This window comes from Cryobacterium zhongshanensis (assembly GCF_022760445.1).
Classification (GTDB): Bacteria; Actinomycetota; Actinomycetes; order Actinomycetales; family Microbacteriaceae; genus Cryobacterium; species Cryobacterium algoricola.
Genome location: NZ_JALGAR010000001.1, coordinates 1151274 through 1176011, shown reverse-complemented (window position 1 = coordinate 1176011; position 24738 = coordinate 1151274). Strand labels below are relative to the sequence as shown.

The window sequence follows — 24738 nt, the reverse complement described above, 5'->3', positions numbered from 1 at the left end:
CCCGGACACCGAGAGTGCAAGCGACCGTGAGCAGACACCGCCAGTCCGCTCGTCCTGCCGGCGCACGTTTCGTGCTCCTCGGCACGCTCGCCGGCATCGTCGCCGGCGTACTCGCGGCAGCCCTCATCCTCGTCGCAACGGGAGTGTTCCACTCCCCCACGAGCGCCTTCGGGCGAGCCGAGATCGCGCGCAACGGGAATGTCCAGGGCGTTCTCTATCCCGGCGACCCGACCCGCGAGACGAGCCTGGTGGACACGGAGAAGGCCAGGCTCAGCTATATCCGCAGCGTCTCGGCATCCGCCCAGTGGCGGGTCGCCGGGCTCCAGGGCCCCTATCGGCTCACGACGGGCAGTTCCGTGACCCTCGTCCTGCCGGCCCGGGCGCAGCCCTACCTCGTGTCCGACCTGCTCACCTTCGCCCCGACGACCTTCGTACGGCAAGCGGATGGCGGCTACCTGCTCTCCGAGAACATCGTCGTCCTGACCGGCGCAACCCTGTCGCTGACCGCCACGGATGGACTCACCCTGCGGCTCCGCAGCGACCCGAGCACGTTCGTGTCCGTGATCGGACTCGGCGGCTCCGTCCTCATCAACGGCACGGCGACGGCGCCCGTGGCCATCGAGAGCTGGAATACCCGGACCGGGGCGGTCGACACCGATACGTCCGACGGTCGCGCCTACCTCCGGATGATCGACGGCACTGTCTCGGTCTGGCACGCCCGCATCGCGAACCTCGGCTTCTGGAGCGGGGAGACGGGCGGGCTGGCACTCTCCGGGACGGATGCCAGCGGGACGGACACGTCCGGAGCCGACGGCTCGGTCACGGCGGAGGCTCCCGGCACTGCCGGTGCCTCCGCCACGGCCGCCGCCGGCCCGCTGGCCGGCGCCCCCCTGGCCGGCGCCCCCGTGCTCCCCCCGCAACTCCTGCGTGCGCCCGCCGGATCCGCCGCCGCGAACGGGCCCTCCGCGGCGACTCTGTCCGCCGGGTTCCAGGACGTCACGATCGACGGCAACGCCTTCGGTCTTTTCGTCACTCACGCCGCGGGTGTCACCATCACCGACACCCGGATCATGAACAGCCTCGTCGATGGCCTCGTCTTCCACCGGTTCGTGTCCGACACGACGGTAACCCGGACGAGCGCCGTCAACAGCGGCGTCGACGGCTTCACGGTGGCCAGGTCGAGCTCGGGGATCATGTTCGACCAGATCACCGCGACGGAGAACGGGCGCAACGGCGTGTCGATCGACGGCCGTTCGCTGGCCGACGGTCCGAGCGCCATCGGCACTGGTGTGGAATCCTTCGGTTCGAGTACAGTGACCCGCAGCACCGTCGAAGACAACCGGAGGTACGGCATCGAACTCAGCGGAGGTCAGGCTCTTGGGGTGTACTCGAGCCTCATCGCGCGCAACGACATGGGCATCGTGCTCGACGACGGGGCGTCGGGCGTCGTCGTGGCCGGCAATACCCTGAAGGACCAGGCCCGCCAGTCGATCGCAATCCGGGACCGGGTGACCGACACGAGTGTGCGCAACAACGCGATCAGCGGCAGCCAGACCGGCGTGTACGTCCGAAACGCCGGTGCCAGTGTCACCGACAACACCATCCGGGCCGTCTCCAACCACGCCGTGAGCCTCGTGGGGGACGCCACGTCTGTGCGGGTCGTAAGCAACGCGCTTTCGGGCTCCGGCGCCGTTCCGGTGTGGGACGAGACCTCGTCCGGAGCAGTCGTCGCGGGCAACAACCTCTCCGGCTGGCAGCGCGCGACGACGGCCCTCACGCTGGTCCGGTCCCTGTTCCAGCCGCTCACCGTGATCTGGCTGTTGCTCGCGCTTTTGCTCCTCGTGACGGCACTCACCCGCAGCGGTCCCCAGTTCGGCGCGATCCGGCATCCGTACGCCGAGCGTGTGCCGCTCACGTCGCTCTCACGCGGCATCGTCTCGCGCGAGTCCGTCGGCGGCGCCCCCTGATGCCCGATTCCGTAGACCGGGCGGATGCCCCGGCGCGCCGCCGGACGCCGTCGCGCCTTCAGTGGGTGCTCACCGCCGGCGTCCTCGGAGTCGCGGTCGTCAGCGTCGCCATCATGGTCATCGTCGCCATCACGGGCCAGACCCAGAACCTCACGCAACCCACGACGCCCCCGTCCACCTCGCCGGCTTCTCCTGCACCCGAGACCGTGGCCGGCTGCCCGCCGTTCACGGTGACAGTGACGACCGCGCGCGAGCTCCAGGCGGCCCTCGACGCCGTCAATCCCGGAAGCGTGATCGGCCTGGCCCCCGGCGTCTATCAGGGCACCTTCACTCTCCGCACCGGTGGCACCGCCGATGCGCCGGTCGCGCTCTGCGGCACGGCCGGAAGCATCCTCGACGGCGGCGGTGTACAGGGCGGCTACGTGCTGCACCTCGATCGCGTCGCCTACGTGCACCTGATCGGGTTCGCCGTGCGCAACGGCCAGAAAGGCGTCATGGCGGACCAAACCCGGAACGCCCTCATCCAGGGCCTCCAGGTGTCCCAGATCGGCGACGAGGCGGTACACCTGCGCAACAACAGCACCGACAACCGCGTCGCAGACAACCAGATCAGTGACACCGGGCTCCGCCGGCCGAAATTCGGCGAGGGCATCTACGTCGGAACGGCCGAGAGCAACTGGTGCGACGTGAGCGGCTGCGAGCCGGACCGCAGCGACCGGAACACGATCATCGGCAACCGGATCTCGGCGACGACCGCGGAAAGTGTGGACATCAAGGAGGGCACGACCGGCGGATTCCTCCAGCAGAACAACTTCGATGGTTCGGGCATCACGAGCGCCGATTCGTGGGTCGATGTCAAGGGCAATGGCTGGATCATCGACGGCAACACCGGCGTCAACTCACCGATGGACGGATTCCAGACCCATCAGATCCTCGACGGCTGGGGCATTGGCAACATCTTCCGCAACAACCAGGCCACGGTGAACGGCCCCGGCTACGGGTTTGCCCTCAAGCCGGCCAACGACAACGTGGTCGAGTGCAGCAACACCTCCGCCGATGCCGGCGAGGGATCCTCGAATGTTCGCTGCGCTGCCGGCTGACCCTCGGGAAAACCAAATATTCATTTGAGATTTCCTCAGGAACGTGTATCGTCGGGTGAACTAACGTTCCAAGTTTCCGGCAGCATTCTTGCCGTAATCTGCAGGCTGCTGTTGATCCCCGCCCCGCCTCTGCCATCGTGCACGCGACCGGTTCGGCTCCTGTCTTATTACAGGGTGCTGCCGAAGTCATTTGCCATATTCTGTCGATCCATCCATGCGGTCATACCGTCATGCCGTCGACGACGTTCTGTGGTGCCCTGTCCACTCCGACAGGGAGTTGTCGGCCTCGTGGTCCACCCGAGGTTCGACCGGTCAGACAGTCTTCCTGTTTCACTCCACAGGAAGCTGTTGATTTCGTGCTCCACTCATTTGCTCGTCCGTTGCGTTTACTCCCCCTCTCCCCCATCGACCGGCGGCTCTCCCCGCGCCGCGTGGCCACCACCGCCCTCCTGACCGGCGCCGTCGCGCTCGCGGGGGTCGTCCTCGCCCCCGGAACGGCGCACGCCGCGACGGTGACGAATGTGTCGACATCCGCTCAGCTGAAGACCGCGCTCGGCGCCGCAAAGCCCGGCGACACCATTCACCTCGCGGACGGCACCTACTCCGGCAAGTTCGAGGCCTCGGCCGTCGGAACCGGGACGGCGCCGATCACCCTCACCGGCTCGCGGGCCGCCGTGCTCACGACCGGGTCGACCGGTTCCGGTTATGCCCTGCACGTCACGGGAGGGCACTGGAATCTCACGGGATTCCGGGTCGACAAGGCGGCCAAGGGCATCGTGCTCGACGATTCCGACTACACGGTCATCTCGAGCGTCGACGTCGGGCACATCGGCCAGGAGGGGGTGCACGTGCGCCACAGCAGCACGAACGTGGTTCTGAAGAACTCCTACGTGCACGACACCGGCCTCACCTCGGCGAGCTACGGCGAAGGCGTCTACGTCGGCAGTGCGAACAGTAACTGGAGTTCCGTCATGGGTTCCTCGTCCTCCCCGGACAAGTCGGACAATGTTCTGATCCAGAACAACCGCATCGAGGACAACGCCGCCGAGGGCATCGACATCAAGGAGGGCACGACCGGCGGGCGCATCACCGGCAACACCTTCCGCCACTCCGGCTACTCCGGCGACAACTCGGCCGACTCCTGGGTCGACGTGAAGGGCAATGGGTATTCGGTCTCGGGCAACTCCGGGTCCTCAACCCTCGAGGACGCGTTCCAGGTGCACTCCGTGCTCTCCGGTTGGGGCGGCAGGAACGATTTCGCCGCCAACACAGTCACCGGCGGCGTCCCCGGCTACGAGGTCAACAACGCTTCGAAGACCGCGGGCAACGTGGTGCACTGCAAGACCTCAGGTGCCGGCAGCGGTCTCACGAACAAGGGCTGCCTGTAGGACTCACATTCGCGGTGCGGTCAGGGCATTTTCTCCGAACGCCTTGACCGCACGCCGCAAGTGCCGCATGATGACCTGACAGGGCCAGCCGTCCTGCCGAGAGAGCGGACGAATCCCATGAGCGACACTGGAGCGTTTCACATTGTGGTGGGCGTCGACGGGTCCGACCCGTCACTCACGGCCCTCGACTGGGCGATCGTCGAGGCGAAGCTGCGCGGCGCCGACCTGACCATCGTCACGACCTGGTCCTATCCGATCATGGCCGGAACTCCCGGAGACATCGTTCCCGAAGACTCCTTCAAGGAGGTCTGCGAGCGCATCCAGGCGGATGCCCTCACAACCGCCGCCGATTCCGGCCTCACCGCGACCGGGCGAATCGTGCGCGGCGGCGCCGTCACGGTGCTCCTCGAGGCGGCACAGACCGCCGACCTCCTCATCGTCGGTTCACGTGGCTACGGTGGCTTCACGGGACTCCTCGTCGGATCGGTCTCCAATCAGCTCGTCCACCACGCCGCATGCCCCGTTCTCATCGTCAGGTCGAAGCGCGCCCCCCAGCGCGAGCGATGACGACAGCATCCCAGCTTCGGTGACTATCGACTCGGCCGGCAGAGCAGCACGATGAGGATGATCACGCCGACGATCGGGAATAGCAGTAACCAGAGCCATTTCCAGGAGAGGCCCGAATCCCGCAGGCGTCGGGCCGCGACCGCGAGGAACGGCAGCACGATGACGGCGATCCAGAGCGCGGAGAACAATCCGAACGCCGAGGTCGGATTCATCGCCGAGTCCAGGGCGTTGAGCACGAAGTCGACGATTGTCACGAAGAGGACCCACCACCAGTACTCCGAGCGACTGGCGACTCCGGTGAACTGACCGTACTTGCTGAACACGGTCGAGATCGATTCGCCGAACGTCATGGTGGTTCCTGACTCAGAAGAGGGATGCCGGTGGTACCGGACGTCCTTTCATCCTCCCAGATTCCGGCACGAGGGTCGTGAGGTGGCGCATCTTGACGATGCTCACGATCACGGCGACGGCGGATCCCGCGGCCGCCAGGAACAGGGCGTTGTTGGCTCCCTGCGCTTCGAGGGCAGGCGAAACGGATGAGGCGCCCACCAGCACCAGGGCGATGCTCACGGCGCTGGCGCCCATCGACTGGGCAAGGGTCCGGTTCACGTTCATCACCCCCGCCATCGCACTCGCGTGCCGGATGGGAGTCGCCGCCATCATGTCCCGGTTGTTCGGCGGCTGGAAGATGGCGAAGCCGAGCCCGGTCAGGCCGGTGCTCGCGAGCACGAGCAAGAGCGGCGGCTGGCCGCCGAGGAAGGACAGGGCGAGCAGTCCGACAGTGAAGACCGTCAGGCCGATCACGGGGAGGGCCCCACCGGGGTATTTATCGGCAAGTCGACCGGAAAGCGGCGACACGATGATGATGATGAGCGGCCAGGGCGTGAACAGCAGGGCGGATTGGAGCGGGCTCGCGTGATAGGCGCTTTGAAAGAGGAACGGCAGAGCCACGAAGGCGGCACCCTGGCCGAAGAACGACCAGAAGGCAGTGAGGACTGCGAGTGTGACACGCCCGTTGAACAGGCTCGGCGGCAGAACGGGCCGGGCAGCCCGCCGTTCGATCAGTGCGAACACCGTGGCCAGGAGCCCGCACCCGATCAGGAGGGTCCCGGCGATCCAGAGCGTCGACGTGTCGGTGAGCTGATGGATGCCCAGCAGGAAGCACGCGATCGCGGCTGCCGCAGCGAGGGCCCCCGCAAGGTCATAGCCGCCGCGGGTGGGATGCCGGCTCGGGAGGAACACGATCCCGAGCACGGTCGCCACAGCCCCGATCGGCAGGTTGATCAGGAACAGCCATGGCCAGTCGAGTTGAGCGAGGATGAGACCGCCGAGGGTGGGGCCTGCACAGATGCCGAGGGCCACGACCATGGCGTTCATGCCCAGCACGAATCCCAGGCGCTCCGGCGGGAAGATGCGGCGGTAGATCGGGATCGCGACGGCGAAGAGCATCGCGGCGGCAACGCCTTGAAGCACCCGTCCGGCCACGAGCGCACCGAAGGTCGGCGAGAGGGCGCAGGCCAGCGAAGCGACCGTGAACGCCGGGGTGCCGATCAGGAACATCCTCTTGCGCCCGATCTGGTCGGCCAGGCCCGTCATCGCGGGTATGGAACAGGACACCGCGAGCAGGAATGCAGTCGCGACCCAGACGGCATCCGCCGGAGTCACGGCGAGGTCGTGCGCCAGCTGGGGAAGCGCGACGTTGACGATCGAGGTGTCGATGTTCGTCATCAGCATCGACAGCAGCACGGCGATCATGGCCACATTGCGCCGCACCGGGGACATCACGATCGTGTCGTCCAGGTCGGCCGATACCGGGACGGAAAGTGCAGACGACGTCACGGAAGATGTCCAATGGTTGATGTGGATCAACTATTACACTATCGCGCACTCCCTCGTCGACCGCACAACCCGTCCCGCGTACGGAGTCAGGAGCGGGTCGCGACCTCGTCCCGCGAAAGCTCGTCTCGGGCGAAAGCGGGGTCGTCGTCGAAGGACTTGATTCGGGCGACCTGGTAGATGATCACGGCGTAGACGGCCTTGGCGAGGATGTCGGCGACGGAATAGCCGACCTGCTTGAAGACCCAGGCATCCGCTCCCGAGATATTGAGCAGCGGCAGCAGGTATGCGATCGGGTAGACGCCCCAGCTGAGCAGGAGCAGGAATCGCAGCTGACTCAGGATCCTGCGGACGCCGGACGGCTGCTGGTCGAGGGACTTGCTCAGCTGGACGAAGAGCACGAAGAGGATGTAGGCGAACGGAATCGTTGACAGCAGGCCGAACAGTCCGCGCAGGCCGTTGTCGCCGCTGATCTCCCCCGGATAACCGAGGATGATCATGAGCGCCGCGGCGGGAACGAGCCTCCGCAAGAGCGCGGACTGCACGGACCGCACGAGGGCGAGTACCGCGACGAGCTCGACGAGGAGCAACGGAACGGTGAGGAGCCAGTCGACGTAGCGGTAGCCCTCGTTGAACCCGGCGCCGACGGCCTGGGAGTAGTCGCCCGTTCCGCCGACGGCATCCGTCACGAACGCCGCCTTGAACGAGTCGAAGATGCGGAAGTAGTGGTAGGCGGCGATGCCGCAGACCACGATGGCCACCGTGATGGCCTGCCGGTAGCGCGGCAGGATGCGAGGCAGGGCGATCACAAGGAAGACGGCGGTGAAGAGCTGCGACGCGATGACGAGCGACAGGAAGTTGTAGACGGTCTCGTACTGCCCGTGCGAGAGGATATCTGGAATCATGGCGTGCTCCGTAGAAGGTCAGCGTTCCCGAGATAACTTAGTGTTTCAATTACATGTTAAGTAAGCTAAATCGTCAACATCTTTTTGACCTGATTTCGCTAAGATCAGATGCACCAGTCGTGACGACACAAGGCTCGCTCCAGCGCAGGCCGGAGGAAACATGGACCACTCGGAACGGCACCCGCATACGCTCAGCGGCTTCCCGGCCGCCGCTACCGAATTCGTGAGTGCCCTCGACGGTAACCGCCACCGCATCGCCGAGCGTGCCGGCGTGTCAGGAACCGAACTCCGTGCGCTCTTCCGGATCGCGCGGATGGGGTCGATCACTCCGAAAGACCTCGCAACCCACCTCGGGATGACAACGGGAGCGGTCACGGCGATCTCCCGCCGCCTGGTCGAGATCGACCTGCTTCATCGAATCGACCACCCCGGTGATCGCCGCAGTCTCTATCTCGAGCTGACTCCCCACGGGCATGACGTCATGGGCGAGATCCACCGCGATTTCACCGACATGCTGTCGGCCTCCACCTCGGGCCTGGACGCTGCACAGCTCGAGGCGTTCACCGCTGCGCTCGCATCTGTGGCCGCTGAAGTGCGGATCCGATCGGCACAGCTCTGAGGCCTGGACCGCGCTGAGGCCTGGCCGGAACCTACGCTGTCGGCGGGTGCGTCATGTCGGTGAATGAGAGTGCCGAGTCCCAGGCGAGACGGCTGGAGGCCTCTCCCCGACCGGTGCGCACCCGATACGCCGCCCACCGCGCGTAGCGCCCGTCGGCCCGCCTCGCCAGCACGGGTACGGCGCGCAGGTGCACGCCCTCCCTCGGCAGTTCTTCTCCGGGGAAGGTGAGGGGTGTCGGACGCAGGGTGATGCCGCTCGGCATGACGGGAACTCCGTCGCGGAGCAGTGCCGCCTTGCGCAGTGATACCTGGCCGGGCGTCAGCGCAACGGGTGCCAGCGGGATCCAGTGCGCGGGCACGAGTGATTGCAGCCGGTACGCCCGCTCGTCCTGGGTGAGACCCTCCGGCCACGGATCGGGAACGGGCGGCCGCTCGCTCGCGCGCCGCCGCGGGTCGCCGCTTCGACCCTGCACTGAGTTCTCGATGGCCCAGGCCATGTTCGCCATCTCGTCGCGCAGGAACAGCACGTCTTCGAGGGCTTCGCCCACGAGTGTGCCGACGGCCACGGGCGGCAACACGATGCCGGGGAGCATCCGCCCGGCCGCCGACGAAACGCCGAACATGGTGAATGCGGGATCGGCGAGCTCCGGAACCGTCACCGCGTCGCCGAAGTCGTCGGTCAGGGTGACGGTTCCGACCCTGTTGACCGCTCCGAGCAGGCCGTCGACCGGTACGGCCAGCCAGTCGTCGCCCGAGGACAGTGCGAATTCGGCCAGGCAGAGCCTCGCGAGGTCGTTCGTCTGCGCCTCGATGGCGCCCACGTCGACCGCGCCGTCCTCGAGCTGCCAGTAGCGGTCGGCCGGCATGCCGGGGAACCGTAGCGGAGTGGCGAGCATGGTCGCCTCGCTGCCGACGGGGGTGCCGCTCGGTGCCGCGTCCGGCAGTTCGGCGGTGGCGCCCTCGACCCAGTCGAGGTCGCTCCAGCGCACGGATGCCGAGCCGAACTGGGTGCCCCTGGCGAACACGGCGTTGGCCTGGTCTCCGAAACGCAGCGCGAAGCGGTACTCCAGGCGTTCGGTCGACCAGGCGCCCCCGGAATCGGGCTCGCCGTCCAGCCAGGCCAGCCACTCGGCGATCGCCGAACGCGCGGCTACGGCATCCGTCGCCTCGTCGATCCAGCCGGGATCTCCGGCGCGCAGCTCGATGGCGAGTGTTCCCCCGTCGGGAACGGCGCCGCCGAGCACAGCGAAGAGGCGGGCGGCCTGCGGGTCGTCGAGTCCGAGTGGATCGTTCGGGTCGTCGTCGAGGGTGAGCGGATGCCGGCCCGTGAGCGAGTGTGCGAGCGTCTCTTCGCCGGCGTCGGCCAGGAGGTCCACGAGCTGGGCTCCTGCCTCGGCGCGCTGTCGCAGACCGTCGCCGAACGCGAGTTCCGGCACGTCCTGGATGAGTTCCTCGAGAAGCGCGCCCTCGCGCCAGGGCCGCCAGTCGGCGTCGGCCAGGTCGATCGTGTCGCCCGGGAGGGGGGCCCAGGCCGTGATCGGCAGTGCGCTCGACGTCACATGCACCGACACGACGGATCCGGCGTCTTCGCCGGTGAGCTCGCCGAACTGCCACTGCCGACCGAGCATCCACGCGGCATCGCCGATGCGCGCTTCGGCGCCGGGGGCCGGGTCGCCGGTGACCGAGTCGGGCTCGAGCCGCACCATGGCCGGTGGGTCGGCGACCTGCAGCAGCTTCAGGATCGCCGCCAGGTTCTGGTCGGTCACCGCGCTGACCATCATGTCGATGGGGATCTTGACGGCCATCACTTCACCTCCGACAGGAACGGGATGCCGGCGCCGGCCCATTTCACCGTGGCCAATTCCGTGAACTGGAGCCCGGTGCGGACCTGCAGCCACGGGCTCGCCACGTAGATAGCGGGCAGGATGGCGGCGTCGCCCGGAGCGTGCTCGTAGGTCACCAGCCGGGCCTTGGCCAGCTCCACGGCCTCCAACACCGTCGCCACGACGGAATCGGTCGTCCACCGGGTGCCGTCAGGCGAGACGGCGGAGAGCAGCACCTGCGGCGCCCTCGCCGATGCCTGGTTGACGTGCACGGCGAGCCCGGTGGTGGCCCTGGCCGCCCGAAGCGGGTTGTCCGGCGCCGCCGGATCGAATGCCCGGGGGTCGGGTTGGAACGGCAGCGTCTCGGCCCAGCCGTCGATCGCGAGTCCGGCGAACGCCCCGGCGAAGTCGTCATGGCCACCGACGAGTTCGACGACGAGGTGGCTCGCGGATGCCGCCGGCCAGGGGATGTCGTCGGGGAGAGGCCCGGCCAGCCAGCGCTCCGTGCCCGCGGCCGGGACTCCGGTGGCCTCATCGTGTTCCGTGAGCTGCACGATGCGCAGCGGGATCGGGATGCCGAGGGCCCCACCGAGTAGCTGCGCCTCGGCGAGACGTCCGACGCCGGCCTGGACCGAGGCGTGATCACGCACGAAGGCGTTGACGTGTGCATGCGCCGGCTGCTTCTTCATGGCCGGCGTGGTGATCGCGGCGTGGAACGAGTCGGTGCCGGCGGGCTTCGTCAGCAGGGGCAGGAGCAGGAAACCGTCGCCGAGTATCCCCTCGGCGACGGCGCGACAGGCATCGACGATCTCTCCCGGGGCGGCTGGGGTGTCGCGGGCCGGGTCGTTCAGGGCGGAGAGTGTCCCCCGGGCCTGCCCCAGTCGCGCGAACGCCGCCTGCCACGCGCCGACGGCCCACGCGACGTTCGATGGAATCGCAGCATCCGGAACCAAGGGAACGCCGAAGGCCGCGAGCCCGCGCACGGCGCCGATCACGTCGGCCACGGCACTCTCGTCGACGGCCAGGCTGTCGGGGTCGATGGCGGCGATGACCGCCTGGCCGGAGGCGAGCGCGGCGGCGAGGGCGTCGAGCACGGCGCCGACACGCGCGATCAACTCGTCGGTGTCGATCAGGCGTTCCGGGGCGACTCCGGTGCGCACCAGCGAGTCGGGACCGAGCGGGGTTCCTCCGGCCGCAAGCGAGCGGAGGCTGCCGGCGAGAGTGGCGGCGCGCAGCAGTCCGTCCGCGAGCGGAGAGTCGCCCAGGGCGGGTATGGCTGCACGCAGCTCACGGTCGAGGGAAGCCGCGTCGTCCGCGAAGACCAGGTCGAGAGCGGCCCAGCCGGCCTCGGCGAGGGTGTGACGGTTGGGGGCGTCGGTCACCGAGATGTCGGCGGGATCACCGAGTCGGCGCGCCGCCCACGCTTCCAGCCTCGGTTCGGCGAGGGCGCGGGGGCGGGTGGCCGACCAACCGGTCGCACCGGCCGGGATGGCCGCGAACACGCCGTGGGTGAGGATGCGTCCGGTCTGGCGCACGCCCAGGATGCCGAGGTCGGGGTCGACGGCGGCGCCGCTGGCCATGGCGTCCATTGCCGCGGAGGCGCGCGACGGGTTGCCGGACGAGTACTGCAGGACGCTCTCGCTCAGAAGGGCATCCGAGACGGCGTCGAGGGTGGCGGCGGCTCCGCGCAGGGCTGCGACCAGGAGGTCCCACTCCGGGTTCGACACGGGGTCCCAATTCTCGACGAAGGCGTTGTCGGGCTTCAGGCTGAGGCGGGCGCGCAGCGGCGGGTCGGCCGCCGTGAGCGTATCGAGCGGGAACAGCCGGAGCAGTTCTGCACCGTCGACGACGTCGGCGGCGGCGACGCGGGCTGCCGCGACCTCTTGCGCTTCGTCGTTGCCGAGCTGATCGGTGGCGGCGGGCGCGATCTGCCGCAGGCTCAGCTGGAACCGGGCCGCCGAGGTCCCGGCGAGGCCGCGTTCGATCTGGTACCCGAGCAGGGCGCCGATCGACTGCCCGGCCGCGACGCCTTCGAGCACGCGTCGGAGTTCGACGCCGCGCCGACTCGACAGGTCGATGGCGAACGGTTGCTTCCCCGGCAGTGCGCCGATGTTGGAACGGTGCGCGCTCGCGAGCACGCCGGCGGCGACGGCGTGCGAGCTGCTCGGCGCGTGGATCCAGCCATCCGGATCGCTCCGGGCCGTTCCGAGACGGATCTGCTCGACGTAGCCGAACGCGCCGATGGTCATTCCGACCGGGGCGGTTGCCGCCAGGGTGCCCTGGCGTGCCGTCGCGACGCCCGTCGCCCACGCGTCGACTCGATGGGACGCCAGATCGAGCGCGGAGGCGACGGCGATGCGACGCTCGTCGAGCGGGGCCGCCGCGAGCGCGATCATGGCGGCTCGCACCTCGCCGCCCACTCCGAAGGCATAGAGCAGTTCGGTGATGGCGCTGCTGCCGAGCCACTTCGCCTGCGGCGTGTCGCCGAGATCGAGTGCCACCTGTGCCAGGGAGGTGCGGGCCTCGGCGACCGGTTCGATGGCGGCGATGCTCACACGCTCGGTCGGCTGTCCGTCGAAGTGCCGCACGGAAGCGACCCGCTCGGCGGCGGCGAAGAAGCGCTCGGGGGCGGTGTCGTCGATGGCGGCGTCGGCGGATGCCGCCACCGTGATGATCCTCCTGATCTCGGGGTCGAGCTCCACGAAATCGACCAGCGGGCCGACGAACTCCTGGGGCGCGGCGCGGAACCTCAGTCGCTTGGCGCCGTCCCAGGCGATGGCGAGCAGCGCCTGCAGCACGCTGTCGACCTTCGGCGTGGTCCCGGCCAGGATCTCGGCCACGACATCGGCATCGCGCTCCGAAACGAGGGGCAGGCCGATGGTGCGGGAGTCGTCGTGCGGCGCCGGAGTCTGCAGGATCTTGGCGGCGTCGACGGAGAACTGCGCCATGATTGCCGTTCGCAGGCGAGCCTCAGCCAGCAGTTGGGCGGGATCCGCTCCGGTCGCAGCGGCGAACGACGCGAGCTGCGGGCCGTCGACCGCCGGTCGGGCGCGCACGCCCGTGGCGACCGGGCTGGTGCCGAGCATGTCGAGCAGGTCCTGGTCGTCGAGCTGCCCGCCGGGACGCACATGGGGAACGACGGGCGCGCGGCTCGCCCAACGGGAGAGCGTGCGCCGGATGAGCGGCACCAGCTGCGCCGTGGTCTCACCGGAGCGCGGGTTCCAGGCATCGAGATCCGCGACCGGCAACACGCCGTAGGGCTGGGCGCCGATGCGCAGCGTCGGCGCCACCCCCGCTCCGCGAACGTAGTCACGGTGCAGGCGCCGGGCCGACTCGATGCTTCCCGGGGTGACCGCGGGGATCGCGAGGTCATCGAGACGCTCGAGCACAGGCTCCCAGGTTGCGAACCAGAGTGCGGTATTGGCGGCGGCCTGGGCCTCGTCCTGGGTCGAGACCGGTCCAGCGGGCAGGAGATGTTCGACGGACGCAGCGTCGAGGCCGAGGGCCGCCGCGAGTCGAGTCGCGTCCCGCGACGGCATGCGCGGTTCCACTTGCGGGCCACCGGCGCTTGCGGCGGGGTGATACGGCGAGCGCTCGGCATCCGCATTGTTGGTGACGGTTCCGGGGGCCAGCAGCGAGACGCCGTCGGTGAACCTGTGGCTGGTGAGGAGGTCGACGAAGTCGGCGGCGTTGGCCTCCTCGGAGACCGAGTTGCGCGTTCCGACCACCACGATGCGGTCGATGAGCGTGGTGCCGACGGGCAGCTGCACCTCCACCCCCAGGCCCGCGTTCTTTGCCGCATCGAAGTCGACTGTCCACTCCGAGCCGAGCGGCACGGTGAGGCCGGCCACCTGGCTCAGTTCGTCGTCGCCGAACGCGATCGGCGAGAGCGGCACGTCGGTCGCCACCGGCGAACCGGTCACCGTAATCGGTGCTGCTCCGTTGGGAAACACCCGCACCACGAACTGGTCGGGAAGGCAGCGGGCCACGGTGCCGTGGGCCACCTCTTCCGGTGATTCCGGGAAGACCGGGGCACCCTGTCCTCGGGTGGCGAGGTTGGTGGGCGTCGTGACCTCGGCCACCCACCCGGCGCGACGTTCCCCGACGTCCGCGGTGAGTGCGGGCCAGGCGAACGCATCGGCGGCGTCGACCCAGACGGCCGACCAGTACGCCACCCCGGCCGCGACCTCGGCGTCCGTCACCGAGCGCAGCAGGCTGTCGATGTGCGCCTCGTCGGGCGAGATGCGCACCCGAAGCGTCGACGTGCCCGGTGTCAGCTTGCTCTCGATACGGACGGGCAGCAGCACCAGGGGAACCTCCGGAGAGGCATCACACGGGTCGAGGCGATCCCGCAGCCCGCCGATGATCGCGCGCAGGTCGTCGTCGAGCGTGAGGATCTCGCCGCGCCGAAGGTGGTCGGCCGGACGTCGGATGAGCGTTCGGCGCTTCTCGGCCAGGGTGGCGATGCGCTCGCGAACTCTGGCCAGGACGGCTGGGGTGTCGACGGGCATGGTCTACGCCTCTCTCACGATGAGGTCCGTCGCCTGGAACGCGACTCGCACCGGCCGGTGCAGGTGTTTCTCGGCATAGGCGGCGGAATGCGCTGCCGTGTCGGTGAGGTGCTTCTGGTCTGCCGGCAGCTGGGCATCGGCCGGTCGCTGGAATCGGGTGGCGCTGGGATGCTCGGCGATGGTGATCCACCACTGCTCTCCGTCGAGTTCGTCGACGGAAAGGTCGACGCCCACGAGCGCGATGTCGGGATCGAGCACCTCGGAGAAGAGCACGCGGGCGGTCTGCTGCGGCGAGCCGACCTTCTCGAAGACCGGATCGCGCACGGTCCCCTGGTTCTTCACCGCCTGAATGATGAGATCGGGGAATCGCCGCACAAGCTCGCTCTTGACCACGATCACTGCGCGGCCGTCGCCGCCACCGAGGGAAATCTGCGATGCCAGGGGCGTCGCGGGGAACAGGTGGATGGGCGTCGCCAGCTCGTCTGCTTTCGGGTTCCAGAAGCGATGGAAGTAGGTGCCGCGCTGGTCGGTCGGGTATCCTCGCCAGAGCAGCTCCCGCCCCATCTCGTCGCTCAGACCGACGAAGAACGCCGCCATGAATTCACTGTTGGTGGAGAGCACCGTGACGAAGTCGTCGGCCGGCAGGAGGCCGAGCCCGGGAACCAGCCATTCCCGGTCGTATTCCTCGAGTGCGCGGTACATCGGCCGGTCGAAACGCGGAGACGCCATGATCGGTGCGATCCGCGGTTGGGCGAACCAGCGATCGGCGAGGCCGCTGCTGAGGTGAAGTCGACCGGCGAGGGACGAGCGCACGGTGTGCCTGGGATCGATCGCCGTGGCGATGGCAGCGGATGCGACGGCCAGGGTGTCGCGGTGCGGCACGGGATCGATCGTGAGCAGTGCCCCTGGATCGATGAGCGAGGTCATCTCGGCGCGCAACACGTCGAGCGGAAGCTCGTTGATGCGGTCGAGGGCGGGCGTGAGCTTCACCTCGGCCAGGGCCGCGAACTGTGCCAGCCCGGCATCGAGTTCGGCCGCGTCCCTCAGGCCACCGAGCTTCGTGAGGCGCTGCGCGTCGATGACTCTGAGTCCGCGTCCGCCGATGAGCACCCGGCCGTCGACCGGGACGCGACGGAATTCACCGCCGCCGAGCGGAACCCGCACCGCACCGCCGCCCTGCGGGAGCCGGCCAACGGCGCCGCCGATGGGTGATCGCCTGATGATCGGCGCTCGCGGGTTCAACGGTGCGACGATCGGGCCGACCTCGAAGGGGTGCAGGTCGACCGGGTGCACATCCACAGGGTGCACGTCCACCGGGTGCACATCGAAGACCCCGAGATCGACCAGTACCCGGTCGTTCAGCTTCACGGCCCTGCCCTTCAGGCGCTCGCGCAGGGGGCTCGCAATTGTCGCTGTCGAGAGCGAGAGCTCGGCAGCGAGCGGGCCGATGCGCTGGGCGCGGATGGACTCGATCGCGGGAACGGACGAGGAGCGCAGCAGCCTCTCGCTCCACCGGGTGGCGATGTCCGCGCCCAGGTCGAAGCCGGTGTCGACCGCACTCCAGCGACTCGGCTCCGTGAGGTAGGTGGCGAAGCCGCCCGTGCCCTCGACGCGTGCGTTCGCGTCCTTCAAGAGGCCGCCAATGGTGTCGACAGGAGCGCCGATCGCCGCACTGACGAGTTGCAGGTCGAGGTGGGCGACGACGTCGGCCGTGAGTCGCCCGATGCCCTCGGGGTTCGCGTACACCCGGGTGAAGTCGCGGAGTCCCCCGTCGGTTCCCACGACGTTGCCGGCGCGTTGACGGGAGGCGGCATCCGTTCTCCGGATCATCGGTCCGTCCGGTCGGGTGACCCTTCGAAAGGCGCTCTCGGTCGCTGCGACGGGGGTCGCACTCAGGACCACATCGGCGAACAGCGTGCTGCCCGCGGTGACCGAGATCCGGGTGGCGAGAGGAGCGGCGACCTGGAGCAGGTGCCCGGCCTGCAGCTCACCGAGCCTGCCGTGGAGTCTGGTCGCGAGCAGTTCAGCCAGCTGGGCCAGGCGGATGGCGCGATTCGCCGCCTCCACTTCCCCGAGCTGGGCCCACGCCGACTGCATCAGACGCTCCTGGTCCCGCTGCACCACGCGGGTTCCGAGTCCGCCCACGATGCGCTTCACGGGAGCGAGATTCAGCTCGGCGAACCAGTCGGAGCCCTCGATGACGGCGCTGCCACGGTGCAGCTTCGCGTAGATGCGCGGCCCGATGATGGGCAGGTCGGGCACACCGTCCGTCTGCTTCTGCGTGCCCTCGATGGCGGCAGGCAGATCGAGTTCGGCGCGCAGGTCGTCGACCATGTCGTCAGGCCAGACCGCCGTCTCCGCGATCTGCTGCTCAGGAGTCGACGGTGCGCTTGGCGAGAACAGGGCGCAGCGCAGCACCTGCTTGCGCCCGACCTCGTCGGCAGCGAGCGCCCGCAGCGGCTTGCCCGGTTGCGACGTGTCGATGAACTTCCGCCCGACCTCGTAGGGTGCCGCGATGCCCTGCAGCTTGATCGCGAGCGAACGAAAGTCGCCGTCGGGACCGGTGCGGAATTCCCAGCTGTCGTAGACCGGAAGGCGCATCGGGTCGGGTGAGGAACTAGTCCAGGCCGGGTCGAGGGTGCCGCCCGCGACGCCGAGGCCTCCCCGAACTCCCACGTCGGTCGTCGGCACGAGGGCAGCGATGTAGTCGGTGTCCTGCTTCAGGATGCGCGGTGAGATGACCCGAGACAGGTTGACGGGAGCGTGCGCCGGTGAGAAACGGGCGGAGAGGTCCTGCCCCGACGTCGTGGCCGGCACCTGGGCATGCGCCCAGAGGTCGGCGTGGGTGAGCGTGGGCAGTTGCGCGAGCGCCACCTGGAAGACGGGGAGCAGTGCGGTGGTCGCCGGCTCGCGCGTGACCGTCGAGCGCTCCAGCACGACAAGAGTGAGCCAGGGACGCATGACGGGAGCCTGCTGGGCGGCGCTGAACGCCCAGGGCAACTCGGGGCGATCGAATTCGATGTGGGCCAGCACGGTCTCCTCGGCCGTGCGGGCGCCCGGTGCGGGGAAGCGCCGCACGATCTGCGCCGGGTCGATGCCCCGCACGTCTCCCGGACCGTACAGGGTCACCGAGAGGGCTGCGGATGCCGTCCCCCCGGCGCTGTCGGCCAGGGGCACCTCCAACCGGGAGCTGGAACGCACGCTGCCGGCGGGCGGAGCGCTCGCCGCCGCGGCGAGGCCGCCGACGACGGTCGATGCGAACTCAAGCGACTCGATCGCCACGGCGCTCTCGTCGAATTCGTCCTCCGGAGCGATCATCAGCGCGAAGGCGTCACGCACCACGTGGGTGGCGGTACGGTCGAGCGGCGCGATGACGCTCGCTGCGATGGCATCCAGGTCGGCCATCAGGTCACCCCTTCACGATCATGCGCGTCGCAGTCGCGGCGCTCTCGATGTTCACGGCGGTTGTCACGAGCGCCGCCTGCGTAGCGCTCAGTTCGCCGAGGCCGGCGAGCAGCGTGGCGCCGGTGGCGGCATCCGCGATCGTCGACGTGCCCTTGTCGGAGACCGTGACGCCGGCGTTCGGCGGAGCCGGTTGCGTGTAGGGATTCCCGACCTCGCGCACAGCCCTGCCCACGTTGGTCTTCGTGGCATAGGAGCTGGAGATGACGGCGAACGCCCCCGTGAATTCGATCATCGCCGACGGCTCGTCGGGATTGCGGACGTAGGTCTGATAGGCCACCGTCGCCGGCGTCGCGGTTCCGACCTTCGGGGTGGTCGCAGCGGCGATGCGGCATCCGCCGGTCATGTCCTCGAAGCCCGAGCGGGCGAGCAGGGACTCGCCCTCGAGCGCGAAGAACTGCCCGGGCGCGAACGCCGTCTTGAGTTCGCTGACAGCGCCGACGAGCCCGGAGTCCGGGCTCGCGGTCGGCGTGCCGATGGTCACCATGTCGGCCTTCACTGCTGCCGAGCCGATGCGGGCGATCGCGACGCCCAAGGGCACCTGGGTTTGCGACACCTCGAGTCCGGCCAGCGGATGCGCGACGCGGCCCTCGATGTCGTCGACCTCGGCCAGGGTGACGAGTTGCGCTGCGTGGTCGGGCAGCTGCACCTTCCAGGCGTCTGGCTCGTTCATCGCCGCTGCGGCGATCTGGAGGGCATCGACCGTTGCGGTGATCGGCGTGGGCTTCTCACCCCACTCGACGGGTCCGAGGTCCTCGTCGAAGGTGGGAAGGAACCAGACATCGACCTTGATGTGGCCCGCCAGGCGGAACGGTGTGGTGCCTTCGAGCGAGCCGCGGAAAACAATGGAGCAGAGCGTGCAGCCGAGCAGCTCGACCTCGACACCCACCTCGATGGTGATCTTGAATGCGAAGCGCGGTGCCCAGATGAAGATCATGTCGAGAGTGAGCCAGGCCTTCGCCACGATGACGGAGAAGTCTGCGTTGAGGCGCCCGTCGACGCCGAGCATGACCGAGCCGGCCGTGATGGCGAAGTACGCCTTGATGACGAAGCTGATCGCCTTGGACGGCGAGAGGTCGATGGTGACCCTGTCCATGTCGCCGAGCTTCGGCTTGCCGCCCGTCAGTTTCTCGTACTCCGGGTGGAAGCCGCCGACCGAGAACTCGAACGCTCCGGTGCCCGACCACTGGATGTAGAGGCCGAGGTCACCCGAAATCTTGATGCCGGCCACCGTGGAGTCGCGCATGCTCGCGAACAGCAGCAGGTAGTCGGGGGTGATGGCCACGAAGACGTCGGCGCGGATGTCGGTGATCGGCGCCTCCTTCGTCGGCACCCGCACCCGCAGGGAGCCGAGAATGACGATCATCGGATCGGGAAGTGCGAGCACCACGCCGAGCTTCATCTCCACGAACTTCGCCTGCGAGCCCCAGCCGAGTTCGACGATCGGGCCGAAGACGAAGCCACCGTCCTTCGGCGGGAACACGTGCGCGACCTTATCGAGCAGCTTCGGCGCCTCGGCGACGGGGTTGTCGGGGAACAGCATCTTGTCGAGGATGTGCTCCTTCATCCCGGAGCGCAGCTCTTCGAGGTCAAGACCCCGGTTGAGCGCCAGGATGCCGCCGATGCCGTTCAGCGTGAATCCCATGCTGAGGTCGATCGCAACGGGGAAGCGCACGCCGATGACGAGCACGATGGAGAACGGATCCGGCGAGAGGATGACGATGGCCGACAGGCCGAACTTGAGGATCTGAAGCTGGACGACCCCGCCGAACTCGACCCGCTTCACATCCTGCCCGTCGACCTTGTAGGTGCGTTCGACGCGTTGGATGAACCCACCACCCGTGACGGGGCCCGCCTTCACTCGCAGGCCGATCGCATCTGGCCAGCGCGGCGAGACGGGGAGGTTGAAGACGGCCTGTTGCTCGGCCTGACCCTCGGGGGTCACCACGAAACCGGAGCCGACGATCTGCAGCCCGATGACATCGCCGAGCTTCGCCGCGATGGACGTGGTGAGTTCGAATCCGGTGACCTCACGGGCCGGGTTGCGCACGAGCCCGAACGCCACCTCGCGCAGTTCGACCCCCGGGAAGGAGAAACGCGTGGGCAGGACCGCCTTCTCGTTGCCGCGGCCGTCTCCGAGGTAGAACCCCTGTCCGGTATCGAGCGACACCGTCGTGAGAGTCGTGGCCTTCGGGTCCTCCGAGCCCGGCATGACCTTCGCCAGCAAGGGGTCGCTCGTGAGGCCGGGCTGAAGGATGGTGCGGAAGCGCAAGCCGAGGATCGCCACATCGCCCAGGAACCACTTTCCGTCACGCTCGAGCAGCCTGGTCTTCTCCTCGGCCGTGGGGTTCGCGATCTCGCGGTCACTGAACTGCAGGAACGCCTCGAACGTGACCTGGTCGAGCGTCATCGCGCCGAGCTTCACCTGGCCGGAGCGGAGGAATGTGGCAGCCAGGAGGAACTTCCCGTCGGTGCGGTCCAGGGCGAGGTTGTCGCCGAGCTTCTTCACCAGGTCATCGACACCGAGCACGTTCTTCCCGAAGCTGTTCAGGAGCTTGCCGGAACCTGCGCCGAGATTCTTGAACGGTTGCGCCCACGGGTTCCACACGTCCATCAGACCGGAACGGATGGCCTCGTCGACGGTGCCGTCCGCCTTCCTGGCCAGCTCCTTGGCGACGATGTTGAACGCCTCGTCCATGGCGGCGAGGGCCATGCCGATGCGCACGGCGACCCTCGCGGCGGTATCGACGTTGAAGTCGTCCTTGTCGATGTCGTCTGCCGACTCCTTCACCATCTTGGCGATGAGCTCGGTCTGCTTCTTGAGCTTGTCGGCAATCGGTTCGACCAGAGCGACGGCGGCCTTGATGTCCGCCTTGAGCTTGTCGAAGGTCGGTTTCACGTCGCCGACGGCGCCGAACGTGACGATCGACTCGAGGAACGGCACCGTGTCTTTGAAGGACGTGCCGCTCAGGGCACCGAGGCGTGAATTGGCGAATGCTTCAATCCCGTTGAGGAATCCGGTTCCGATGTCGGTCATCGTGTCCCACTTTGTGTTCAGGAGCCGCGCTGGCCTGCGATCCTGGTTTCGTGCGTCGGTCCACGTCCTACGGACGTTTCGGCTCCGGGCGCTCACCCCTGAATACGCGGACTCGGGGCGCGGACGGAGGACACCCGAACACAGCGGGCATCGCGAGAATTCAGTTGTTCAGGGTGGTCAAGTGGCGCGACGTTGCGGGAGCTGAGAACTGATCTGCGGAAGAGCATAGACCCGGGGCAGGGCGAGCGTCTAGAGGTTTGTTGAGGGGGCCGTTGTCGCCTGGCTTCAATTTCTGTGCCGCGTCTCGTTGTTTCGCCTTCGGCCCAGGCAAGAACGCTCGCCCTGCAGGATCAGCTCGCCGTCTCCGCCGATGCCGGCAGCTAGAGACGTTTCTCTATCTCGACGAACTCGATCGTGTTGCCCCCGGGGTTGACTACGGTGTGCTCAGCGCCGGCCGGGCGGGTGTAGCTCTCCCCTAATCGAATCTCCGCCAGCACCTCCGAGCCATCGGAGTTGAGCACCCGCATGCTGTCGTTGACGAGCGGCACGACCACGTACTCGAACTCGTGCACGTGCATGGGAATGCCGTCATTCGGCGCGATGGTCCACTTCGTCACCCTGAAGATTCCGTTGTCGATCTGCGTTTCGGCGATTGCCATGATGCTCACCTGTTCTTCGTCGTGGTGGTGCGTTCCCTGGCATCGATGGCGGAGCCTGGGCGTGCACGCGGTTCCGTGTGCAGACGCAGCAGCGGCGCCGACCGGGTGAATTCACCTCGGGTGGCGCCGTGCGGCTGTGGGCCTATCTGTCCGCCACCCTGGCGTCCCGCAGCTGTTCGGGCAGGATGATCGGGATCGACGAGGTGTCCTCCAGCGAACGCCCCTTGGTTTCGACCGCCCACGCGTAGGTGACCACGAAGCCGATCACGGTGAGGATCGCCCCGATGAGCATGACCCCGCTGACGCCCAGGTGGTCCAGGCCGATCGGCATCAGGAATGTGCCCGTGGCCGCGCCGATCCTGCTGATGGCGACGACGATGCCGACCGCGGTCGCACGAATCTCGGTCGGGAAGAGCTCGTTCGGGTAGATCCACTCCATCAAGCTGGGACCGCCGGAGACGAACGCGTAAAAGCAGAACGCCAGGATGACGAACCACACGGGCCCGTGGGGAAGCAGCCAGAGCGCCAGCAGCGGCATCGCCATGAGGGCGAAAGGAATGACGGTCATCGGGCGCCGGCCGAGGGTCTCGACCGGCTTCAGGGCCGCCGCATTGCCGATGACGAAGAGGAGGCTGATCACCGCCGTCCCGATGATGTCGAGGCTGCCTCCCTCGAGGCCGAAGGACAGGAGGATCATCGGGCCGAAGATGTAGATCGCGTACTGCGGGGTGATCTGGGCGAAATACAGCACGCCACACATGATCACGCGTTTGCGGTACTTCCGGCTCAGGACCAGGCGGAGAGCTTCGAGGGTGGGCAGGGTCCTGTCCTCGGTGTTGACCGTGCTGAGGGACACGTCCCGGTGGCCGTAGACCTGTTCGATCACGTCGTGGGCCTCACTGATCCGGCCTTTCTGGATGAGCCAGCGCGGCGATTCGGGGATGCCGCGACGAATGACCACCACGATGACACCGAGGATTGCGCCGCTGAGCAGCATCCACCGCCACAGGCCGTAGCCGCCGGAAGCGGTGACCATCACCCAGCCGACCAGGAAGGCGGTCATCGCGCCGAGCCCCCAGGCGAGGGCGGAGAGGCCGATCATGTAGCCGCGCTTCTTCACGGGCGTGAACTCGGTGAGCAGCGACGTGGCGATCGGATAGTCCGCGCCGATGGCCAGACCGATGATGAATCGCAGGACGATGAGTTGCCACGGACCCTGGACGAACGCGGTGAGGAAGCAGGCTCCCACGAGAACCATCAGATCGACGGCGTACATCTTCTCGCGGCCGATGCGATCGGTGAGGGTGCCGAAGACGATGGCCCCGAAGAACATGCCGATCAGTGATGCCGCCCCGATCAGGCCGACCTGAACGGGGCTCACCGGGAAATCCGCGACGAATCCGACGAGGGCGACCCCGATCAGGCTGAGGATGTACCCGTCGAGGAACGGTCCCCCGCAACAAGCGATCAGAAGCTTCCGGTGGAATTTCGAGGTTGGGGCCTCGTCCATTATGGACAGCGAGCTCATTCGATCTCCTTTGATGATGAGTGGGGTGTTCGGTACGGGTGGGACCGGGGAAGAAAGCTCAGCGGAAAGCCGCGATTCCGGTGATGTGGTTGCCGATGACGAGCGTGTGCACCTCGTCGGTGCCCTCATAGGTGCGAACGCTCTCCAGGTTGTTCGCATGGCGGAGCGGCGAGTAGTCCAACGTGATGCCGTTGCCGCCCAGCACCGTGCGAGCCTCGCGGCAGATCGTGATCGCTTCACGTGTGTTGTTGAGCTTCCCGATGGAGATCTGGTGCGGCTTCAGTGTTCCGGCGTCCTTGAGCCGGCCGAGGTGCAGGGCGAGCAACGTTCCCTTGTTGATCTCCAGCGCCATGTCGACGAGCTTCTGCTGGGTCAGCTGGTAGCCGGCCAGCGGCTTGTCGAACTGCATCCGCCCGCCGGCGTAGGCCAGTGCGGTGAGGTAGCTGTCACGCGCCGCACCCATGACACCCCAGATGATGCCGTAGCGCGCCTCGTTCAGGCAGGCGAACGGGCCGCCCAGCCCCCTGGCCTTCGGCAGCATCGCCGAGGCGGGCAGGCGCACGTTGTCCAGGTCGATCTCGCACTGGATGGAGGCCCGCATGGAGAGTTTCGGGCCGATCACGGTAGCCGTGAACCCGGCCGTCTCGGTCGGCACGACGAATCCGCGCACCCCGTCGTCGGTCATCGCCCAGATCACGGCGACCTGGGCGACGGATGCCAGCCCGATCCAGCGCTTCGTGCCGGAGATCACCCAGTCGTCGCCGTCACGGCGGGCGAAGGTTGTCATGCTGCTGGGATCGGAACCCGAGTTCGGCTCGGTCAGCCCGAAGCATCCGATCGCCTCTCCGGCCGTCATCTTCGGCAGCCACTCGTTCTTCTGCTCTTCCGAGCCGTGCTTGTGAATGGCGCTCATTGCGAGCGATCCCTGCACGCTCACGAAGGTACGCAGGCCCGAGTCCCCGGCCTCGAGTTCCAGCGCGGCCAGCCCGTACTCGACGGCGCTGCGGCCGGGGCAGCCGTAGCCCTTCAGGTGCATTCCGAGCAGACCCAGCCTGGCCATCTCGGGCACGATCTCCAGGGGGAAGACCGCGTTCTCGTACCAGCCGGCGATGTTCGGCCTGATGGTCGAATCGACGAAGGCTCGCACCGAAGCGCGCAGGGTCACCTCCTCGGCGGTGAGCAGGGAGTCGATGTCGATCAGGTCCGAGGTGTCGATCGGGGGCGCGGCGACGAGGCCGGCGGGAGAGTCGGACAGTGCGGGTTCGAGCTGAGTCGAGAGATCAGTCATGTGATTCGCTTTCGTCGGGTGGAGCCGGAAGTCAGGGCGCCTCTGGTGT

At 67.9% G+C, this 24738-nt stretch carries 15 protein-coding genes; 5 read left to right on the top strand and 10 right to left on the bottom strand.

Features of this window, described 5'->3' with window-relative positions; genetic code table 11:
* Positions 1-26 precede the first annotated feature (26 nt).
* The 4 genes from MQH31_RS20845 to MQH31_RS05295 all read left to right on the top strand — a co-directional run bounded on the left by MQH31_RS20845 (position 27) and on the right by MQH31_RS05295 (position 5022).
* Positions 27-1967, top strand: coding sequence for a right-handed parallel beta-helix repeat-containing protein (locus MQH31_RS20845; protein WP_243011199.1), 1941 nt, complete (start codon positions 27-29; stop codon positions 1965-1967).
* A complete protein-coding gene (locus tag MQH31_RS05305) occupies positions 1967-3067 on the top strand; it encodes a right-handed parallel beta-helix repeat-containing protein (protein WP_243011198.1) in 1101 nt (366 codons plus the stop codon). The genes MQH31_RS20845 and MQH31_RS05305 overlap by 1 nt, the downstream gene beginning before the upstream one ends.
* Before the next feature lie 380 nt (positions 3068-3447).
* Positions 3448-4455 carry a NosD domain-containing protein gene (locus MQH31_RS05300; protein WP_243011197.1) on the top strand — a complete coding sequence of 336 codons (1008 nt, stop codon included), beginning with the start codon at positions 3448-3450 and terminating at the stop codon, positions 4453-4455.
* A gap of 117 nt (positions 4456-4572) precedes the next feature.
* Positions 4573-5022, top strand: a complete 450-nt coding sequence (locus MQH31_RS05295; RefSeq protein ID WP_134532461.1) for a universal stress protein — start codon at positions 4573-4575, stop codon at positions 5020-5022.
* Positions 5023-5045: 23 nt separating this feature from the next.
* Here the strand turns inward: MQH31_RS05295 and MQH31_RS05290 are convergent, their stop codons facing one another.
* The 3 genes from MQH31_RS05290 to MQH31_RS05280 form a co-directional block, all read right to left on the bottom strand.
* The gene (locus tag MQH31_RS05290) at positions 5046-5372 is read right to left on the bottom strand and encodes a DUF805 domain-containing protein (RefSeq protein ID WP_243011196.1); all 327 of its coding nucleotides are present in this window, start codon (positions 5370-5372) and stop codon (positions 5046-5048) included.
* A gap of 13 nt (positions 5373-5385) precedes the next feature.
* Positions 5386-6861 carry an MFS transporter gene (locus MQH31_RS05285; protein ID WP_243011195.1) on the bottom strand — a complete coding sequence of 492 codons (1476 nt, stop codon included), beginning with the start codon at positions 6859-6861 and terminating at the stop codon, positions 5386-5388.
* Positions 6862-6947: 86 nt separating this feature from the next.
* Entirely contained in the window at positions 6948-7763 is an 816-nt protein-coding gene (locus MQH31_RS05280; protein WP_243011194.1) for a bacteriorhodopsin, read from the bottom strand.
* A gap of 160 nt (positions 7764-7923) precedes the next feature.
* On the opposite strand from MQH31_RS05280, the gene MQH31_RS05275 reads away from it, so the two are divergent.
* Positions 7924-8382: a MarR family winged helix-turn-helix transcriptional regulator gene (locus tag MQH31_RS05275; RefSeq protein ID WP_134532469.1), complete on the top strand. Its 459-nt coding sequence runs from the start codon at positions 7924-7926 to the stop codon at positions 8380-8382.
* Between the two features lie 31 nt (positions 8383-8413).
* Here the strand turns inward: MQH31_RS05275 and MQH31_RS05270 are convergent, their stop codons facing one another.
* The 7 genes from MQH31_RS05270 to MQH31_RS05240 all read right to left on the bottom strand — a co-directional run bounded on the left by MQH31_RS05270 (position 8414) and on the right by MQH31_RS05240 (position 24689).
* A complete protein-coding gene (locus tag MQH31_RS05270) occupies positions 8414-10186 on the bottom strand; it encodes a hypothetical protein (RefSeq protein WP_243011193.1) in 1773 nt (590 codons plus the stop codon).
* Positions 10186-14715 carry a hypothetical protein gene (locus MQH31_RS05265; protein ID WP_243011192.1) on the bottom strand — a complete coding sequence of 1510 codons (4530 nt, stop codon included), beginning with the start codon at positions 14713-14715 and terminating at the stop codon, positions 10186-10188. Before MQH31_RS05265 ends, MQH31_RS05270 begins: the two co-directional genes overlap by 1 nt.
* Positions 14716-14718: 3 nt before the next feature.
* Positions 14719-18120 carry a hypothetical protein gene (locus tag MQH31_RS05260; protein ID WP_243011191.1) on the bottom strand — a complete coding sequence of 1134 codons (3402 nt, stop codon included), beginning with the start codon at positions 18118-18120 and terminating at the stop codon, positions 14719-14721.
* A 4-nt stretch (positions 18121-18124) separates the two neighbouring features.
* A complete protein-coding gene (locus MQH31_RS05255) occupies positions 18125-21214 on the bottom strand; it encodes a DUF6603 domain-containing protein (protein WP_243011190.1) in 3090 nt (1029 codons plus the stop codon).
* Between the two features lie 380 nt (positions 21215-21594).
* A complete protein-coding gene (locus MQH31_RS05250) occupies positions 21595-21873 on the bottom strand; it encodes a cupin domain-containing protein (protein ID WP_243011189.1) in 279 nt (92 codons plus the stop codon).
* Positions 21874-22015: 142 nt separating this feature from the next.
* Complete coding sequence (locus MQH31_RS05245; protein WP_243011188.1) at positions 22016-23401, bottom strand: MFS transporter; 1386 nt, start codon at positions 23399-23401, stop codon at positions 22016-22018.
* Positions 23402-23459: 58 nt separating this feature from the next.
* Complete coding sequence (locus tag MQH31_RS05240; protein WP_243011187.1) at positions 23460-24689, bottom strand: acyl-CoA dehydrogenase family protein; 1230 nt, start codon at positions 24687-24689, stop codon at positions 23460-23462.
* Positions 24690-24738: the final 49 nt, after the last annotated feature.

Coding starts and splice junctions, on each gene's coding strand:
- MQH31_RS05295 (WP_134532461.1), top strand. CDS start 4,573: ATGAGCGACACTGGAGCGTTTCACATTGTGGTGGGCGTCGACGGGTCC.
- MQH31_RS05275 (WP_134532469.1), top strand. CDS start 7,924: ATGGACCACTCGGAACGGCACCCGCATACGCTCAGCGGCTTCCCGGCC.
- MQH31_RS05270 (WP_243011193.1), bottom strand. CDS start 10,186: ATGGCCGTCAAGATCCCCATCGACATGATGGTCAGCGCGGTGACCGAC.
- MQH31_RS05280 (WP_243011194.1), bottom strand. CDS start 7,763: ATGATTCCAGATATCCTCTCGCACGGGCAGTACGAGACCGTCTACAAC.
- MQH31_RS05250 (WP_243011189.1), bottom strand. CDS start 21,873: ATGGCAATCGCCGAAACGCAGATCGACAACGGAATCTTCAGGGTGACG.
- MQH31_RS05240 (WP_243011187.1), bottom strand. CDS start 24,689: ATGACTGATCTCTCGACTCAGCTCGAACCCGCACTGTCCGACTCTCCC.
- MQH31_RS05265 (WP_243011192.1), bottom strand. CDS start 14,715: ATGCCCGTCGACACCCCAGCCGTCCTGGCCAGAGTTCGCGAGCGCATC.
- MQH31_RS05305 (WP_243011198.1), top strand. CDS start 1,967: ATGCCCGATTCCGTAGACCGGGCGGATGCCCCGGCGCGCCGCCGGACG.
- MQH31_RS05290 (WP_243011196.1), bottom strand. CDS start 5,372: ATGACGTTCGGCGAATCGATCTCGACCGTGTTCAGCAAGTACGGTCAG.
- MQH31_RS05255 (WP_243011190.1), bottom strand. CDS start 21,214: ATGACCGACATCGGAACCGGATTCCTCAACGGGATTGAAGCATTCGCC.
- MQH31_RS05260 (WP_243011191.1), bottom strand. CDS start 18,120: ATGGCCGACCTGGATGCCATCGCAGCGAGCGTCATCGCGCCGCTCGAC.
- MQH31_RS05245 (WP_243011188.1), bottom strand. CDS start 23,401: ATGAGCTCGCTGTCCATAATGGACGAGGCCCCAACCTCGAAATTCCAC.